At 68.3% G+C, this 15,683-nt stretch carries 13 protein-coding genes; 9 read left to right on the top strand and 4 right to left on the bottom strand.

Going from position 1 to position 15,683, the window contains the following annotated elements:
- The first annotated feature begins 169 nt into the window (after positions 1 to 169).
- The 4 genes from AC3A6Y_RS01460 to hprK all read left to right on the top strand — a co-directional run bounded on the left by AC3A6Y_RS01460 (position 170) and on the right by hprK (position 4,419).
- Entirely contained in the window at positions 170 to 2,266 is a 2,097-nt protein-coding gene (locus tag AC3A6Y_RS01460; RefSeq protein ID WP_487866456.1) for an ATP-dependent helicase, read from the top strand.
- 268 nt (positions 2,267 to 2,534) lie between these two features.
- Entirely contained in the window at positions 2,535 to 2,864 is a 330-nt protein-coding gene (hpf, locus tag AC3A6Y_RS01455; protein ID WP_487866455.1) for a ribosome hibernation-promoting factor, HPF/YfiA family, read from the top strand.
- Positions 2,865 to 2,957: 93 nt separating this feature from the next.
- The gene (locus AC3A6Y_RS01450; RefSeq protein ID WP_068681828.1) at positions 2,958 to 3,425 is read left to right on the top strand and encodes a PTS sugar transporter subunit IIA; all 468 of its coding nucleotides are present in this window, start codon (positions 2,958 to 2,960) and stop codon (positions 3,423 to 3,425) included.
- Between the two features lie 34 nt (positions 3,426 to 3,459).
- Positions 3,460 to 4,419, top strand: a complete 960-nt coding sequence (gene hprK, locus AC3A6Y_RS01445; RefSeq protein WP_487866454.1) for an HPr(Ser) kinase/phosphatase — start codon at positions 3,460 to 3,462, stop codon at positions 4,417 to 4,419.
- A 15-nt stretch (positions 4,420 to 4,434) separates the two neighbouring features.
- Here the strand turns inward: hprK and fur are convergent, their stop codons facing one another.
- A complete protein-coding gene (fur, locus tag AC3A6Y_RS01440; RefSeq protein WP_487866453.1) occupies positions 4,435 to 4,854 on the bottom strand; it encodes a ferric iron uptake transcriptional regulator in 420 nt (139 codons plus the stop codon).
- A gap of 91 nt (positions 4,855 to 4,945) precedes the next feature.
- Here fur and AC3A6Y_RS01435 point away from each other — a divergent pair, with 91 nt between their 5' ends.
- The 4 genes from AC3A6Y_RS01435 to AC3A6Y_RS01420 all read left to right on the top strand — a co-directional run bounded on the left by AC3A6Y_RS01435 (position 4,946) and on the right by AC3A6Y_RS01420 (position 7,574).
- Positions 4,946 to 5,509 carry an outer membrane protein assembly factor BamE gene (locus AC3A6Y_RS01435; protein WP_487866452.1) on the top strand — a complete coding sequence of 188 codons (564 nt, stop codon included), beginning with the start codon at positions 4,946 to 4,948 and terminating at the stop codon, positions 5,507 to 5,509.
- Between the two features lie 84 nt (positions 5,510 to 5,593).
- On the top strand, positions 5,594 to 6,394 hold the full coding sequence (gene dapB / locus AC3A6Y_RS01430) for a 4-hydroxy-tetrahydrodipicolinate reductase (protein ID WP_487867778.1): 801 nt from the start codon (positions 5,594 to 5,596) through the stop codon (positions 6,392 to 6,394).
- A gap of 10 nt (positions 6,395 to 6,404) precedes the next feature.
- Positions 6,405 to 7,103, top strand: coding sequence for a MotA/TolQ/ExbB proton channel family protein (locus tag AC3A6Y_RS01425; protein ID WP_487866451.1), 699 nt, complete (start codon positions 6,405 to 6,407; stop codon positions 7,101 to 7,103).
- A gap of 18 nt (positions 7,104 to 7,121) precedes the next feature.
- Positions 7,122 to 7,574 carry an ExbD/TolR family protein gene (locus tag AC3A6Y_RS01420; RefSeq protein WP_487866450.1) on the top strand — a complete coding sequence of 151 codons (453 nt, stop codon included), beginning with the start codon at positions 7,122 to 7,124 and terminating at the stop codon, positions 7,572 to 7,574.
- Positions 7,575 to 7,599: 25 nt separating this feature from the next.
- Here AC3A6Y_RS01420 and AC3A6Y_RS01415 read toward each other — a convergent pair whose 3' ends face one another.
- From AC3A6Y_RS01415 to glgC, 3 genes are read right to left on the bottom strand one after another with little or no spacing between them, the layout of a single operon-like run.
- Positions 7,600 to 10,071: a glycogen/starch/alpha-glucan phosphorylase gene (locus AC3A6Y_RS01415; protein ID WP_487866449.1), complete on the bottom strand. Its 2,472-nt coding sequence runs from the start codon at positions 10,069 to 10,071 to the stop codon at positions 7,600 to 7,602.
- Between the two features lie 30 nt (positions 10,072 to 10,101).
- Positions 10,102 to 11,562 carry a glycogen synthase GlgA gene (gene glgA, locus AC3A6Y_RS01410; protein WP_487866448.1) on the bottom strand — a complete coding sequence of 487 codons (1,461 nt, stop codon included), beginning with the start codon at positions 11,560 to 11,562 and terminating at the stop codon, positions 10,102 to 10,104.
- Complete coding sequence (gene glgC / locus AC3A6Y_RS01405; RefSeq protein ID WP_487866447.1) at positions 11,559 to 12,854, bottom strand: glucose-1-phosphate adenylyltransferase; 1,296 nt, start codon at positions 12,852 to 12,854, stop codon at positions 11,559 to 11,561. Before glgC ends, glgA begins: the two co-directional genes overlap by 4 nt.
- 163 nt (positions 12,855 to 13,017) lie before the next feature.
- Between glgC and leuS the strand changes: the two genes are divergently transcribed.
- A complete protein-coding gene (gene leuS, locus AC3A6Y_RS01400; RefSeq protein ID WP_487866446.1) occupies positions 13,018 to 15,681 on the top strand; it encodes a leucine--tRNA ligase in 2,664 nt (887 codons plus the stop codon).
- Positions 15,682 to 15,683 lie beyond the last annotated feature (2 nt).

Below are 15,683 nucleotides of genomic sequence, written 5' to 3'. Positions count from 1 at the left end.
TGGGGCGCTTTCAAATCCCTGGCCAACGACGCGTCACCGGGGAGTTGAAAGCTGCCGAGGCGGAACGGTTTCCATCCGAGTCTCCGGTTGCAGCGAGGCGCGATTATGTCACCGGCCTCTTGCATTTTCCTGATCGGATCTGGATGGATATCCAGTAAAGTGGCGGCCGATGCGTATCGCGATTCCCGTCCCCCTGCGCCCGGAAGAGCGTCTTGCCGCGGTGCTCGCCGAACTCAACGAGGCGCAGCGTGCGGCCGTCGAGCACGGAGCCGGCGAGGCGCAGGCGGACCCGCGGCCCTTGCTCGTGATCGCCGGCGCCGGCTCGGGCAAGACCAGCACGCTGGCGCACCGCGTGGCCCACCTGATCGCACGTGGCGCCGACCCGCAGCGCATCCTGCTCCTGACCTTCTCGCGCCGGGCGGCGCAAGAGATGGAGCGGCGCGCCGGCCAGGTCCTCGCGAAGGTGCTCGGGCTGCGCTCGGAGGCGCCGCCGGCGCTGCCCTGGGCCGGCACCTTCCATGGCGTCGGCGCCCGGCTGCTGCGCGAATACGCGGCGCAGATCGGGCTCGATGCCAGCTTCACCATTCACGACCGCGGGGATGCCGAGGACCTGATGGGCCTGGTGCGCAGCGACATCGGCCTGGCCGCCATGGAGCGCCGCTTTCCGCGCAAGGGGACCTGTCTCGCGATCTACTCGCGCGTCGTCAACGGCGGCGCGCCGCTCGCCGAGGTACTGGCGCAGGCCTTTCCGTGGTGCGCCGAATGGGAGGCCGAGCTCAAGCGCCTGTTCGGCGCCTATGTCGAGGCCAAGCAGGCGCAGCAGGTGCTCGATTACGACGACTTGCTCCTGTACTGGGCCGAGATGGTGGCGGAGCCCGCGCTCGCGGCACAGATCGGCGCGCGCTTCGACCACGTGCTGGTCGACGAGTACCAGGACACCAACCTGCTGCAGGCTGCCATCCTGCGCGCCCTCAAGCCGGACGGCCGCGGCCTCACCGTGGTGGGCGACGACGCCCAGGCCATCTACTCCTTTCGTGGCGCAACGGTGCGCAACATCCTCGACTTTCCGGGTCAGTTCACGCAGCCGGCGCGCATCGTCACGCTGGAGCGCAACTACCGCTCGACGCAGCCCATCCTCGACGTTTCCAACGCCGTGATCGCGGCGGCGGCGGAGCGCCATGCCAAGACCCTGTGGACCGACAAGCCCTCGGTGGGCCGGCCGCAGCTGGTGCTGGTGCCCGACGAGGCCCAGCAGGCCCGCTTCGTGGCCGAACGGGTGCTCGCGCATCGCGAGGGCGGGCTGGCGCTGAAATCGCAGGCGGTGCTGTTCCGCACATCGAGCCACAGCGCGGCGCTGGAGCTCGAGCTGGCGCGGCGGAACATCCCCTTCGTCAAGTACGGCGGCCTCAAGTTTCTTGAAGCCGCGCATGTGAAGGACCTGCTGGCGGTGCTGCGCTTCGCGCAGAACCCGCGCGGGCGCATGGCGGGATTTCGCGTGACGCAGCTGATCCCCGGCATCGGTCCTGCCACCTCGACGCGGCTGCTCGATGCGATGGCCCAGGCCGAAGATCCCGGCGCCGTCGTGCAGACCTTCCAGCCGCCCGCCACCGCGAAGGAGGAGTGGGCGCGCTTCGCGGCCATCTATGCGCAGCTGCGTGCGCCGGAACTCGCCTGGCCGGCCGACATGGAGCTCGCCCTGCGCTGGTACCTGCCGCACCTGGAGCGGCTTCACGACGATGCAGGCCTGCGCCGTGGCGATGTCGAGCAGCTGGCGCGGCTGGCCTCGGGCTATGCCTCGCGCGAGCGCTTCCTCACCGAGCTCACCCTCGATCCGCCCGAGGCCACCAGCGACCGGCCCGGCCCGCCCCTGCTCGACGAGGACTACCTCATCCTGTCCACCATCCATTCGGCCAAGGGGCAGGAATGGCGCTCGGTGCATGTGCTCAACGTGGTCGATGGCTGCATCCCCGCGGACGTGGCGCAGGGCGCGCAGGAGCTGGAGGAGGAGCGGCGCCTGCTCTACGTCGCCATGACCCGCGCGCGCGACCACCTGCACCTGATCGTGCCGCAGCGCTTCTACGTCACCCAGCAGGCGGTGCGCGGGGACCGGCATCTCTACGCCGGCCGCACGCGCTTCATCACGGCCGCCGAGGCCCGGGGCTTCGAGCAGCTCACCTGGCCGCCGCCGCCCGCACGCGCGCCTGCCGTGCCGCCCCCGGCGGCCGTCATCGATCTGCAAAAACGCCTGCGCGCCGCCTGGCGCTGAGCGCGGCGCGCGGTCTTTAGCACTACAAAAATGATAGCGGCCGGGCCATGACCCCGGGGCCGTCCGGGGGTTTGCGCCCAGAGGGATTGCAATTCGATGACAGCATGGGCATAGTGAACCGAAGCTCCCCCGTCTTCCTCTCCCTCTCTCTTTTCCTCTTCCTCGCTCCCTCTCCTTCTCTTCTCACTCCCATTGTTTTTCGCCGGCCAGGCTTCACCTCCATGAAGCAGGGTCTTTTTCCCCAACCGTCAGTTCCAGGAGGTCATTCATGAATTTGACGATCAGCGGTCATCACCTCGACGTCACCCCCGCGCTCCGCAATTACGTCACGAGCAAGTTGGACCGAATCACCCGCCATTTCGACCAGGTGGTCGATATCAAGGTGATCCTCACGGTGGAAAAGCAGAAGGAAAAGGAAGGGCGCCAACGGGCCGAATGCAATATTCACGTCAAGGGCAATGACATGTTCGCCGAGTCGAGCCACGCTGATCTCTACGCGGCCGTCGACCAGTTGGTCGACAAGCTCGACCGCCAGGTCGTGCGCCACAAGGAGTCCCTCAAGAACCACTTCCACGAAGCGCCGAAACGCGTGATGTAGTGCCACCTCGGGCAAACACTCTTGCGGGCCGCCTTGGGGCGGCCCTTTGCTTTTTGCCGGGCGGGTGCATAATCGCCCCCGCCCTGCCCCAACATGAACCGACTCGCGTCCATCCTGCCGCCCGCTCAAGTCCTCGTGAGCGTTGACGCCACCAGCAAGAAACGAGCTTTCGAAGAAGCGGGCTTGCTGTTTGAAAACCTGCATGGCCTCGGCCGCGCCCTCATCACCGACAGCCTGTTCGCCCGCGAACGCCTGGGCTCCACCGGTCTGGGGCACGGCGTGGCCATTCCGCATGGCCGCATCAAGGGCCTCAAGTCGCCGATGGCCGCGGTCTTCCAACTGGCCAATCCGATCGGCTTCGACGCCCCGGACGAACAGCCGGTGGTGCTGCTGATCTTCCTTCTGGTGCCCGAAGCGGCGACCCAGAAACACCTTGAAATACTTTCCGAGATCGCCGAACTGCTGAGCGATGCCGGCTTGCGCGAGCAGATCAAGTCGAGCAACGACGCCGCCCAGCTGCATGCCCTGATTGCAGGATGGCAATCGGCCCAGGTCGCTTGAAGCGCGCATTTCGTCGTCCGGGACCGTCTGGCGCATGAAGCCGACCGTCATCAGCGCCGACGCGATGTTCGAGGAGTTCCGCGGGTCGCTCCGCTGGGAGTGGCTCGCCGGCCTGGGCGCCTCGGAGCGCCAGTTCGACCCCGGCGTCATCAGCCGCGCCCAGTCGGCCGCAGACCTGGTCGGCTACCTCAACTACATCCATCCGTACCGGGTGCAGATCCTCGGCGCACGCGAGGTGGCCTACCTGACGCGCGGCTCGCCCGACGACTGCGTTCGGCGCATCGCCCGCATCGTGACCCTGGAACCTCCCATGCTGGTGCTGGCCGACGGCCAGACGGCGCCCGACGAGCTGCTGTCGATCTGCGAGCGGGCGCAGCTGCCCCTGTTCGCGACGCGGGAATCCTCCGCCTTCGTGATCGACCTGTTGCGCGCCTACCTGTCCAAGCATTTCGCCGAGCGCACCTCGATGCACGGCGTGTTCATGGACATCCTCGGCCTGGGCGTGATGATCACGGGCGAGTCGGGGCTGGGAAAAAGCGAGCTGGGCCTGGAGCTGATCTCGCGCGGCAACGGCCTGGTGGCCGACGATGCGGTCGACCTCTACCGCATCAACCAGGCCACGCTGGAAGGGCGCTGCCCCGAGCTGCTGCAGAACCTGCTGGAGGTGCGCGGCATCGGCTTGCTGGACATCCGGGCCATCTTCGGCGAGACGGCGGTGCGCCGGAAGATGCGCCTCAAGCTCATCGTGCACCTGGTGCGGCGCGACAGCTTCGAGCGCGACTACGAGCGCATGCCCTCGGCGCCGCTGACCCAGGACGTGCTGGGCATCCCGGTGCGCAAGGTGATCATCCAGGTGGTGGCCGGCCGCAACATCGCCGTGCTGGTGGAGGCGGCGGTGCGCAATTCGATCCTGCAGCTGCGGGGCATCGACACCTACGCCGATTTCGTGGCGCGCCACCACAAGGCGATGGAAGGCGCGCGGGAAGACGACTAGGCGACCGGGGCGTGGCTAACGCTTGCTTGCGCAGTTGGCGCACAGGCCGTACAGCGACATCGCGTGGTCCTGCAGGATCCAGCCCTTGTCCTTCGAGATCATCTGCTGGCGGCGTTCGATCTCGGGGTCGTAGAACTCTTCGACCTTGCCGCAGCCGGTGCACACCAGATGGTCGTGGTGGGTGCCTTCGTTGAGCTCGTAGACGGCCTTGCCGCTCTCGAAGTGGCTGCGCTCGAGGATGCCCGCCTGCTCGAACTGCGTCAGCACGCGGTACACCGTGGCCAGGCCGATGTCGGAATGCTCGTTGAGCAGCACCCGAAAAACGTCTTCCGCGGTCATGTGGCGCTGGCCGCCGTTCTGGAAGATCTCGAGGATCTTCAGGCGCGGCAGCGTGGCCTTGAGGCCGGTGTTCTTGAGTTCGTCGATGTTGGCCATGATGGTTCCTGCGCCCGTCCCTGCGAGGGCCCACGGAGGGCCAGCCGCTACAATGGCCCGATCATATCGCTTGCCCTCCTGGCCCTTTTCCATGCCTGAGATTTCCCAAAGCCGCCTCTGGCTGCTCGCCGGCGCCGTCGCCGCGACGCTGAGCCTGGGGGCCTGCAGCAGCTTCACCGAGCGCTCGCGCACCGCGCTCAGCGCCATCACCCCCTACAAGGTCGAAGTGGTGCAGGGCAATTTCGTTTCGAAGGAGCAGGTCGAGCTGCTCAAGCCCGGCATGCCGCGCCAGCAGGTGCGCGAGATCCTCGGCACCTCGCTCCTGACCGACGTGTTCCATTCCAACCGCTGGGACTATGTCTTCACCATCCGGCGGCAGGGCGTGGAGCCCCAGCAGCGGCGCCTCACGCTGTTCTTCAACGGCGAGCTGCTCGACCGTTTCGAGGGCGACCCGATGCCCAGCGAGCAGGAATTCGTCGCCGCGGTCGATGCCCGCGGGCGCGCCGGCAAGGTGCCGGTGCTGGAAGCCACCGAAGACCAGCTCAAGAAATTCGAGCCGGGCAAGGACAAGGGCAAGGAGGCCGAAGCCGAGAGCTCCTCTGCGTCCCTGCCGCCGCTGCCCCCCAGCTATCCGCCGCTCGAAGCGACGCGCTAGCACGCCGATCCGCCGGCCGCACCGGCCGGCATCTCACGAAGATTCCCTCGCGTGACCGATTCCTCTTCTTCTTCCACGCCGGCGCTGCGCCGCATCGCCATTGCCGGCGCCTCCGGGCGCATGGGCCACATGTTGATCGAGGCGGTGCGCGAGGCCCAGGACTGCCGCCTGGCCGGTGCCCTCGACATTCCGGGCAGCCCGGCGCTCGGCAGCGATGCCGCCGCCTTCCTCGGCGCTGCCAGCGGCGTGCCCATCGTGTCCGACCTGCGCACCGGCCTGCAGGACGCGCAGGTCCTGATCGATTTCACCCGCCCCGAAGGCACGCTGGCGCATCTGGCGGTGTGCCGCGAGCTGGGCGTGCAGGCCGTGATCGGCACCACCGGCTTCAGCGAGGCGCAGAAGGCCGAGATCGCCGCCGCGGCCAAGGACATCGCCATCATGATGGCGCCCAACATGAGCGTGGGCGTCAACGTCACCTTCAAGCTGCTGGAGATGGCGGCCAAGGCCCTGTCCACCGGCTATGACATCGAGATCATCGAGGCGCACCACCGCCACAAGGTCGATGCGCCCTCGGGCACCGCGCTGAAGATGGGCGAGGTGATCGCCGGCGCGCTGGGCCGCGATCTCAAGGACTGCGCGGTCTATGCGCGCGAGGGCATCACCGGCGAGCGCGATCCTTCCACCATCGGCTTCGCGGCCATCCGCGGCGGCGACATCGTGGGCGATCACACCGTGCTCTTCGCCGGCACCGGCGAGCGCATCGAGATCACCCACAAGTCCGCCAGCCGCGCCACCTACGCGCAGGGCAGCCTGCGCGCCGTGCGCTTCCTGGCCGAGCGCAAGACCGGGCTGTTCGACATGTTCGACGTCCTCGGGCTGCGCTGACGTCCTCCGCATGACGATCCTGGAGCTGCTCACCCATGGCGATGGCGTCAGCCGCTCGGTGGCGGCGCTGCTCCTGCTGATGTCGGTGGCGAGTTGGGTCGTGATTCTCTGGAAGGGCTGGCTGCTGCGAGGCGGCACCCACGATGTGGTGCGCAGCATCGCGGCCTTCTGGCAGTCCGCTTCGCTGGGCGATGCCGAGGAGCGCTTGCGGGGCTTCGACCGCGCCGCCCTGGTGTGGCCGGCGGTGAGCGCAGTCCGCCAGCTCGGCGGGCAGCCCGATCCCGCCACGCTCGGCGGTGCGGTGGCCCGCGCCCAGCGCCTCACGCGGGTGCTGCGCGACGCGCTGCACGCCGCCCTGCGGCGCCTGCAGTCCGGACAGATCCTGCTCGCCACGGTCGGCGCCACCGCGCCCTTCGTCGGGCTGCTGGGCACGGTGTGGGGCATCTACGGCGCGCTGACGGGCATCGCCGGCGAGACCGGCGGCTTCACCATCGACAAGGTGGCGGGTCCGGTGGGCGAGGCGCTCATCATGACCGCCTTCGGCCTGGCAGTGGCCATCCCGGCCGTACTGGCCTACAACGTGTTCGGCCGCGTGGTCAGCCGCATCGAGGCCGAGCTCGAGGGCTTCGCGCACGACCTGCTGGGCGCCCTGGGCGAAGACCCGGCGCGCGAGCCGCCGCTGCCGCCGGCCCGGCCGATGCCCGCCTAGCGGCACCCGGACGTTTCCATGGCCTTCGGTCGGACCTCCCTCGGCAGCAGCGCCACCGGCGGCCGCGCCATCGGTGCCGGCGGGCAGCGGCCCCTGTCGGACATCAACGTCACGCCGCTGGTGGACGTGATGCTGGTGCTGCTGGTCATCTTCATCATCACCGCCCCGTTCATGGCCAGCTCGATCAAGCTCGACCTGCCACGCACCGATGCCGGCCAGCCCACCGACACGCCGAAGTTCGTGAGCCTCTCGGTCGATGCGGCCGGCCGGCTCTTCCTGAACGACCAGCCCGTGACGCCCGAGGAGCTCGCGGTCCGGCTCCAGAAGGCCGCCGCCGACAGCCGCGACACCGAGGTCCAGCTGCGCGCCGACCAGACCGTCCCCTACGGGCGGGTGGTCGAGCTGATGGGCATCGCGAACAAGGCGGGTTTGAGCCGCATCGGCTTCGTGACCCAGGCGCCCGCCAGGTAGCCGCCCGTCGCCGACCCCGCCGTGGTCAGCCCAGCCTGACCGGCCGGGTGTGCCAGATCTCGTGCGCGTACTGCGCGATCGTGCGGTCCGACGAGAAGCCGCCCATGCCCGCCACGTTGAGGATCGCCATGCGTGCCCACGCGTCGGGATGGCGATACAGCGCGTCGACCTTGTCCTGCGTCTTGACGTAGCTTGCATAGTCGGCCAGCAGCAGGTACTGGTCGCCCCAGTTCACGAGGGCCTCGTAGATTTCCTGGTAGCGCGCCGGCTCTGCAGGCGAGAAGACGCCGTCGCGAATGCTGTCCAGCACGCGGCGCAGATGCGGATCGGATTCGTAGATTGCGCGCGGCTGGTAGCCGCCGGCGCGGATCTCGGCCACCTCGGGCGTGGTGTTGCCGAAGATGAAGATGTTCTCAGCGCCCACGCTCTCGCGCATCTCGACGTTGGCGCCATCGAGCGTGCCGATGGTCAGTGCGCCATTGAGCGCGAACTTCATGTTGCCGGTGCCGGAAGCTTCGGTCCCGGCGGTCGAGATCTGCTCGGACAGGTCGGCCGCCGGCATGATGATCTCTGCCAGGCTCACGCTGTAATTGGGCACGAACACGACCTTCAGCAGCTGTCCCACCCGTTCGTCGTTGTTGACCACCTGCGCCACGTCGTTGATGAGCCGCACCACGAGCTTGGCCATGTGGTAGGCCGAGGCGGCCTTGCCCCCGAACACCACCACGCGCGGCACGTGATGTGCCTGCGGCGCGTGCAGGATGCGGTGGTAGCGCGTGACCACATGCAGCACGTTGAGCAGTTGCCGCTTGTACTCGTGCATGCGCTTGACCTGGACGTCGAACATGGCGTCGGTGTCGACGACGATGCCCAGGTTCTGCTCGATCCAGTTGGCCAGGCGCAGCTTGTTCTCGCGCTTGGCATGGCGAAAGGCGCGCACGAAGGCCGGCTGCTGCGCCATCGGCCGCAGCGCCTCGAGCTGCGACAGCTCGCGCCGCCAGCCGCGGCCGATGCGCGCGTCGAGCAGGGCCGCCAGCGGCGGATTGGCCTGCGCCAGCCAGCGACGCGGCGTCACGCCGTTGGTCTTGTTGTTGAAGCGCTCCGGGAAGAGGCGCGCGAAGTCCGCGAAGATCGACTGCTTCATGAGCTCCGAGTGCAGGGCCGAGACGCCATTGATCGAATGGCTGGCCAGCACCGCCACGTAGGCCATGCGCACGCGCCGCTCGCCGGATTCGTCGATGAGCGACATCCGCCGCATGAGCTCCACGTCGTGGCCGTTCGAGTGCGCCACGGCGTGGAGGAATCGTGCGTTGATCTCGAACAGGATCTGCAGGTGGCGCGGCAGGACGCGCCCCAGGATCTCGACCGGCCAGGTCTCCAGCGCCTCGTGCATCAGCGTGTGGTTGGTGTAGCTGAACACCTTCTGGGTGTGGGACCATGCCGTGTCCCAGGTCAGCCCGTGCTCGTCGATGAGCAGGCGCATCAGCTCCGGGACTGCCAGGACGGGGTGCGTGTCGTTGAGGTGGATGCTGATCTGCCTGGAGAGCGTGTCGAACCCGGTGTGGTTGCGCAGATGGCGGTGCAGCATGTCCTGCACGCTGGCGCTGACGAAGAAGTACTCCTGGTGCAGCCGCAGCTCGCGCCCCGAGGCCGTCGAGTCGTCGGGGTAGAGCACGCGCGAGACGTTCTCGGAGTGGTTCTTGCTCTCGACCGCCGCCATGTAGTTGCCGCGGTTGAAGGCCGACAGGTCGATCTCCTCGGTGGCGCGCGCCGACCACAGGCGCAGCGTCTGGGTCGCCTGCGTGCCGTAGCCCGGGATGATGGTGTCGTAGGCCATCGCCAGCACGTCATGCGTGTCGATCCACCTGGCCGCGTCGTGGGAGGCGCCCTTGCCGTCCAGGCGCTGGACATGGCCGCCGAAGCGCACGCGATAGGTCACCTCGGGGCGCTGGAACTCCCAGGGGTTGCCGCGCGTGAGCCAGTAATCGGGTGTCTCGACCTGCTGTCCGTCGACGATCCGCTGCCGGAACATGCCGTACTCGTAGCGGATGCCGTAGCCCATGCCCGGCACCCCGAGCGTGGCCATGGAGTCGAGGAAGCACGCCGCCAGCCGCCCGAGGCCGCCATTGCCGAGCGCGGCGTCCGGCTCGCGTTCGGCGAGCGCCTGGATGTCGACGCCGAAGTCGGCCAGCGCCTCCTTCACGGTGTCCTGCAGCTCCAGGGCGAGCAGGGCATTGGTGAAGGTGCGCCCGATCAGGAACTCCATCGACAGGTAGTAGACCCGCTTGAGCTTCTGGGTGTACTGGGCGCGCGTCGTCGACATCCAGCGCTCGACGAGCTGATCGCGCACCGCCATCGCGGTCGCGTGCAGCCAGTCGTCGGGGCTGGCGGCCACGGGGTCTTTGCCGACCGCATAGATCAGCTTGTTGGCGACGGAGCGCTTGAAGGCCGCGACGTCGCGGTCGGGATGGTCGTACGAGAAATCGGCGATGGACATGATGTCGGAGGGGTAGTGCTTGTCGTCGCCTCAGGCCAGCGCCCGGGCATAGATGTCGAGATAGCGGGCGGCCGCGCTGCCCCAGTCGGCGGGGCGGGCCATCGCGCTGGCGCGCACCGCTTCCCAGTCGGCCGGGCGGCGGTAGAGGGCGAAGGCGCGTCGCAGTGCGCGCCCGAAGCCGTCGGCGTCGAAGGTGTCGAAGCAGAAGCCGGTGGCCCGGCCGTCGGCCATGTCTTCCAGCGTGGCATCGACCACGGTGTCGGCCAGCCCGCCGACGCGGTGCACCAGTGGCAGGCTGCCGTACTTGAGGCCGTACATCTGCGTCAGGCCGCAGGGCTCGAAGAGCGAGGGCACCAGGGTCACGTCGCCGGCGCCGAAGAGGTGGTGCGCGAGCGGCTCGCTGTAGCCGAGCGTGACGCTGACCGACCGCGGCGTGGCCGTGGCCCGTTCGCGGAATGCGCGCTCCAGCCCGGCATCGCCGCTGCCGAGCACGGCCAACTGGCCTCCCTGGGCCAGCAGGGCGTCGAGCCCGCCGAGCACCAGGTGCAGACCCTTCTGCTCGGTCAGGCGGCTCACGACCACGAAGAGCGGCGTCTCGGCCCCGGGCGCGAGCCCGAGCTGCGCCTGCAGCGCCGCCTTGCAGCGCATCTTGCCGGCGAGTTGCCCCGGCCCGAAGCGCTGCGGCAGGAGCGCGTCGGTGGCCGGGTTCCAGACCCGGTCGTCGACCGCGTTGAGGATGCCGCTGAGAACGCCGCTGCGACGGCGCAACAGGCCGTCCAGTCCGCAGCCCTGCCCGGGCGTCTGGATCTCGCGGGCGTAGGTCGGACTCACGGTGGTGATGCGGTCGGCGAAGCCCAGGCCGCCCTTCATGAAGGAGAGCTGGCCGTGATATTCCAGGCCATCCATCCCCCAGGCGGTGGCCGGCAGGCCGAGGTCCGCGAAGTCCCAGGGCGCGAACAGCCCCTGGTAAGCCAGGTTGTGGACCGTGAAGACGCTGCCGACGCGCGGATGCCCGCGGCGGGGCGCGAATGCCAGGTAGGCCGGGGCCAGGGCCGCATGCCAGTCGTGCGCATGAACCACCTGGGGCTGCCAGGCCGGATCGAGCCCGTGCGCGATCCGCGCTGCGGCAAAGCCCAGCAGCGCGAAGCGCCGGTGGTTGTCCCCGTAGGGCTGTCGCTGCGCATCCTCGTAGGGATTGCCCGGGCGGTCGTACAGCCACGGTGCGTCGATCCAGTAGGCCTGCAGGTCCGGCGCGCCTTCGGTCCTGATGTGGCCGAGGCGCAGGCGCACGCGCTCGCCCCACGCGGCCTCCAGCTCGGCCACCTGGACCGCGTCGGCCACGCCATCCCGGATGGCCGGAAAGCCCGGGAGCAGCACCCGCACGTCCTGATGCGCGGCCAGCAAGGCCCGGGGCAGCGCGCCGGCCACGTCGGCCAGGCCACCGGTCTTGAGCAGCGGGAACAGCTCGGCACTGACCTGGAGGATCCTCATTCGGACGCTAGCCGCTTCAGCATCTCGCGCGTGATCAGCACCACGCCGCCTTCCGTGCGCTCGAAGCGCGCCGCATCCGAGGCGGCATCCTCGCCGACGACGATGTCCTCGGGAATCACGCAGCCGCGATCGATCACGACCTTGCGAAGCCGCGCGCCGCGGCCCACCTGGACGTCCGGCAACAGCACCGCCTCCTCGATCCTGCAGAAGGAGTGCACCCGCACGCCCGAGAACAGCACCGAATCCTTGACGTGCGAGCCCGACACGATGCAGCCGCCCGAGACGATGGTATTGACCGTCATCCCATGCTTCCCGGCGCGGTCGAGCACGAACTTGGCCGGCGGCAGCTGCCGCTGGTAGGTCCAGATGGGCCAGTTGGTGTCATAGATGTCGAGCTCGGGGGTGATCGAGGCCAGGTCGAGGTTGGCCGCCCAGAATGCATCAATCGTGCCGACGTCGCGCCAGTAGGCCTTGGCGTCGGCGCCGTGGCGCGCGCGCGTCACGCAGGACATGCCGAAGGGGTGCGCCACGGCCCGCCCCTGGGCGACGGTGCGCGGGATGATGTCCTTGCCGAAGTCGTGGCTGGAGGCCGGGTCGGCGCTGTCTTCCTCCAGCAGGCGGTACAGGTACTCGGAGTCGAAGATATAGATGCCCATGCTGGCCAGCGCCATCTCGGGCTGGCCTGGCATGGCCGGCGGGTCGGCCGGCTTCTCGAGGAAGGCGGTGATCCTGCGCTCGTCGTCCACCGCCATCACGCCGAAGGCGACGGCTTCCATGCGGGGCACCTCGATGCAGCCGACCGTGCAGCCCCGCCCATGCGCGACGTGGTCGCCCAGCATGATCGAGTAGTCCATCTTGTAGACGTGGTCGCCGGCCAGCACGACCACGTAGTCGTGCGGCGTCGAGGGGGTCTGAATGATGTCCAGGTTCTGGTAGACGGCGTCGGCCGTGCCGCGGTACCAGTGCTCCTCGCCGACGCGCTGCTGGGCCGGCAGCACGTCCACCATCTCGTTGAGCTCGGCACGCAAAAAGCTCCAGCCGCGCTGCAGGTGGCGCATGAGGGAGTGCGACTTGTACTGGGTGACCACCGCCATCCGCCGGATGCCCGAATTGAGGCAGTTGGAGAGCGCGAAATCGATGATGCGGAACTTGCCGCCGAAATACACCGCCGGCTTGGCCCGGCGGTCGGTCAATTGCTTGAGGCGCGAGCCCCGTCCGCCTGCCAGCACCAGCGCAATGGTGCGGCGAACGAGCTGGTGGGCCTGAAGATTCGGCTGCGTGCTGCTTTCCATCTTTTGCCTCCGTCGTCTTTGCCGTCGGGGCGCCAGCCTAGCATTTCTGGCGTGCTCTTGGCTGCTTCGTTGCCCGGGTTCGCAGCCGGACGCCGCCCCGGCGCCGCAGCCGCGATAATCCGCCTTCCCCGGCCAGCCGATGCCGGGCTGTTGTCGAAGTCCCATGAACCCCAGCTACAAACCCAGCGATGTCGAGTCGTCCGCCCAGGCAGCCTGGACTGCCGCCGATGCCTACCGCGTGACCGAGGACGCGAAAAGGAAGAAGTACTACGCCTGCTCGATGCTGCCGTATCCCAGCGGCAAGCTGCACATGGGCCATGTGCGCAACTACACCATCAACGACATGCTCACGCGCTACCTGCGCATGAGCGGCTACAACGTGCTGATGCCCATGGGCTGGGACGCCTTCGGGCTGCCGGCCGAGAACGCGGCGCTCAAGAACGGCGTCCCGCCGGCCAAGTGGACCTACGAGAACATCGGCTACATGAAGGGCCAGCTCCAGGCCATGGGCCTGGCGATCGACTGGAGCCGCGAGATCGCGACCTGCGATCCCAGCTACTACAAGTGGAACCAGTGGCTGTTCCTCAAGATGCTCGAGAAGGGCATCGCCTACCGCAAGACCCAGGTGGTCAACTGGGACCCGGTCGACCAGACCGTGCTGGCCAACGAGCAGGTGATCGACGGCAAGGGCTGGCGCACCGGCGCGACCGTCGAGCGGCGCGAGATCCCCGGCTACTACCTGAAGATCAGCGACTACGCCGAGGAACTGCTCGACCACACCCAGCACAAGCTGCCGGGCTGGCCCGAGCGCGTCAAGCTGATGCAGGAGAACTGGATCGGCAAGAGCGAGGGCGTGCGCTTCGCCTTCCCGCACGACATCAGGGACGAAAAGGGCGAGCTCATCCAGGCCGGCCGCATGTACGTCTTCACCACGCGGGCCGACACCATCATGGGCGTCACCTTCTGCGCCGTGGCGCCGGAGCATCCGCTGGCCCTGCATGCCGCGAAGCTGGACCCCACGGTCGCCGCCTTCATCGAGGAATGCAAGAGCGGCGGCACCACCGAGGCCGAGTTGGCGACGCAGGAGAAGAAGGGCGTGCCCACCGGCCTGCACGTGCTCCATCCGATCACCGACGAGCCGGTGCCGGTTTGGGTCGGCAACTACGTGCTGATCGGCTACGGCGACGGCGCCGTGATGGGCGTGCCGGCGCACGACGAGCGCGACTTCGCCTTCGCCAACAAGTACGGCATCGAGATCATCCAGGTGGTGCTGGTCGACGACGAGCCGCATTTCGACTACCACCGCTGGCAGGACTGGTACGCCGACAAGCAGCGCGGCGTGACCATCAACTCCGACAACTTCAGCGGCATGTCCTATGCCGAGGCCGTCAAGGCGGTGGCGCATGCGCTGCACCTGAAGGGCCTGGGCGAGATGCAGACCACCTGGCGCCTGCGCGACTGGGGCGTGAGCCGCCAGCGCTACTGGGGCACGCCGATCCCCATCATCCACTGCGACGAGCATGGCGCGGTGCCGGTGCCCGAGAAGGACCTGCCGGTGGTGCTGCCCACCGACTGCGTGCCCGACGGCTCGGGCAATCCGCTGCACAAGCACGAAGGCTTCCATGCCGGCGTGGTCTGCCCCGTCTGCGGCAAGCCGGCGCGGCGCGAGACCGACACCATGGACACCTTCGTCGACAGCGCCTGGTACTTCATGCGCTATTGCGATCCGAAGAACGACCAGGCGATGGTCGGCGAGGGCGCCAAGTACTGGATGCCCATGGACCAGTACATCGGCGGCATCGAGCATGCAATCCTGCACCTGCTCTACGCACGCTTCTGGACCAAGGTGATGCGCGACCTCGGGCTGGTGAAGGTCGACGAGCCCTTCAGCAAGCTGCTCACGCAGGGCATGGTGCTCAACCACATCTTCTACCGGCGCACCGAGAAGGGCGGCAAGGAGTACTTCCCGCCTTCGGAGGTGACGCAGGTGCTGGACGCGCAGGGCCGCATCACCGGCGGCACGCTGGCCGACGGCACGACGGTCGAGTACGGCGGCGTCGGAAAGATGGGCAAGAGCGAGCGCAACGGTGTCGACCCGCAGGACCTGATCGAGAAGTACGGCGCCGACACCGCGCGCCTCTACACCATGTTCACCGCGCCGCCCGAGGCCACGCTGGAGTGGAACGACGCCGCGGTGGAGGGCAGCTTCCGCTTCCTGCGCCGGGTCTGGAACTACGGCGTCGCGCTGGGAACGGCCCAGGCGGCGGTGCCCGAAGGCACCGAGATCGACATCGAGACGGTCGATCCGCGCTCGGCCTTCGGCAAGGAGGCCAAGGTGTTGCGCCGCGAGGTGCACACCGTGCTGCGGCAGATCGACTACGACTACCAGCGCATGCAGTACAACACCGTGGTGTCGGGCGCGATGAAGCTGCTGAACGCGCTGGAGAGCTTCAAGGCCAACGGCGGCCCGGGCGACCGGGCGGCGGTGCGCGAAGGCTTCGGCATCCTGCTGCGCTGCCTCTACCCGGCCACCCCGCACATCACGCATGCGCTGTGGCATGCGCTCGGCTACGACAAGCTGCACGGCGCCCTGCTCGACGCGCGCTGGCCGGAGGTCGACACGGTCGCGCTCGAGCAGGACGAAATCGAGCTGATGCTGCAGGTCAACGGCAAGCTGCGCGGCTCGCTGCGCGTGCCGGCCAATGCGACCAAGCCGGAGATCGAGAAGATCGCGCTGGCGAGCGAGGCCTTCGTCAAGCACGCCGAAGGTGCCACGGCCAAGCGCGTGATCGTGGTGCCGGGGCGGCTGGTCAACGTGGTGATATGACC

Source organism: Variovorax sp. Soil_C_17 (assembly GCF_057657265.1).
Note: the sequence above shows the minus strand (reverse complement) of the source record. Positions and strands in the feature narration are given on the sequence as shown.

Bases quoted from the DNA above. Each gene is read 5' to 3' on its own strand.
- AC3A6Y_RS01460 (WP_487866456.1), top strand. From the start codon at position 170: ATGCGTATCGCGATTCCCGTCCCCCTGCGCCCGGAAGAGCGTCTTGCC.
- hpf (WP_487866455.1), top strand. From the start codon at position 2,535: ATGAATTTGACGATCAGCGGTCATCACCTCGACGTCACCCCCGCGCTC.
- AC3A6Y_RS01450 (WP_068681828.1), top strand. From the start codon at position 2,958: ATGAACCGACTCGCGTCCATCCTGCCGCCCGCTCAAGTCCTCGTGAGC.
- hprK (WP_487866454.1), top strand. From the start codon at position 3,460: ATGAAGCCGACCGTCATCAGCGCCGACGCGATGTTCGAGGAGTTCCGC.
- fur (WP_487866453.1), bottom strand. From the start codon at position 4,854: ATGGCCAACATCGACGAACTCAAGAACACCGGCCTCAAGGCCACGCTG.
- AC3A6Y_RS01435 (WP_487866452.1), top strand. From the start codon at position 4,946: ATGCCTGAGATTTCCCAAAGCCGCCTCTGGCTGCTCGCCGGCGCCGTC.
- AC3A6Y_RS01425 (WP_487866451.1), top strand. From the start codon at position 6,405: ATGACGATCCTGGAGCTGCTCACCCATGGCGATGGCGTCAGCCGCTCG.
- AC3A6Y_RS01420 (WP_487866450.1), top strand. From the start codon at position 7,122: ATGGCCTTCGGTCGGACCTCCCTCGGCAGCAGCGCCACCGGCGGCCGC.
- AC3A6Y_RS01415 (WP_487866449.1), bottom strand. From the start codon at position 10,071: ATGTCCATCGCCGATTTCTCGTACGACCATCCCGACCGCGACGTCGCG.
- glgA (WP_487866448.1), bottom strand. From the start codon at position 11,562: ATGAGGATCCTCCAGGTCAGTGCCGAGCTGTTCCCGCTGCTCAAGACC.
- glgC (WP_487866447.1), bottom strand. From the start codon at position 12,854: ATGGAAAGCAGCACGCAGCCGAATCTTCAGGCCCACCAGCTCGTTCGC.
- leuS (WP_487866446.1), top strand. From the start codon at position 13,018: ATGAACCCCAGCTACAAACCCAGCGATGTCGAGTCGTCCGCCCAGGCA.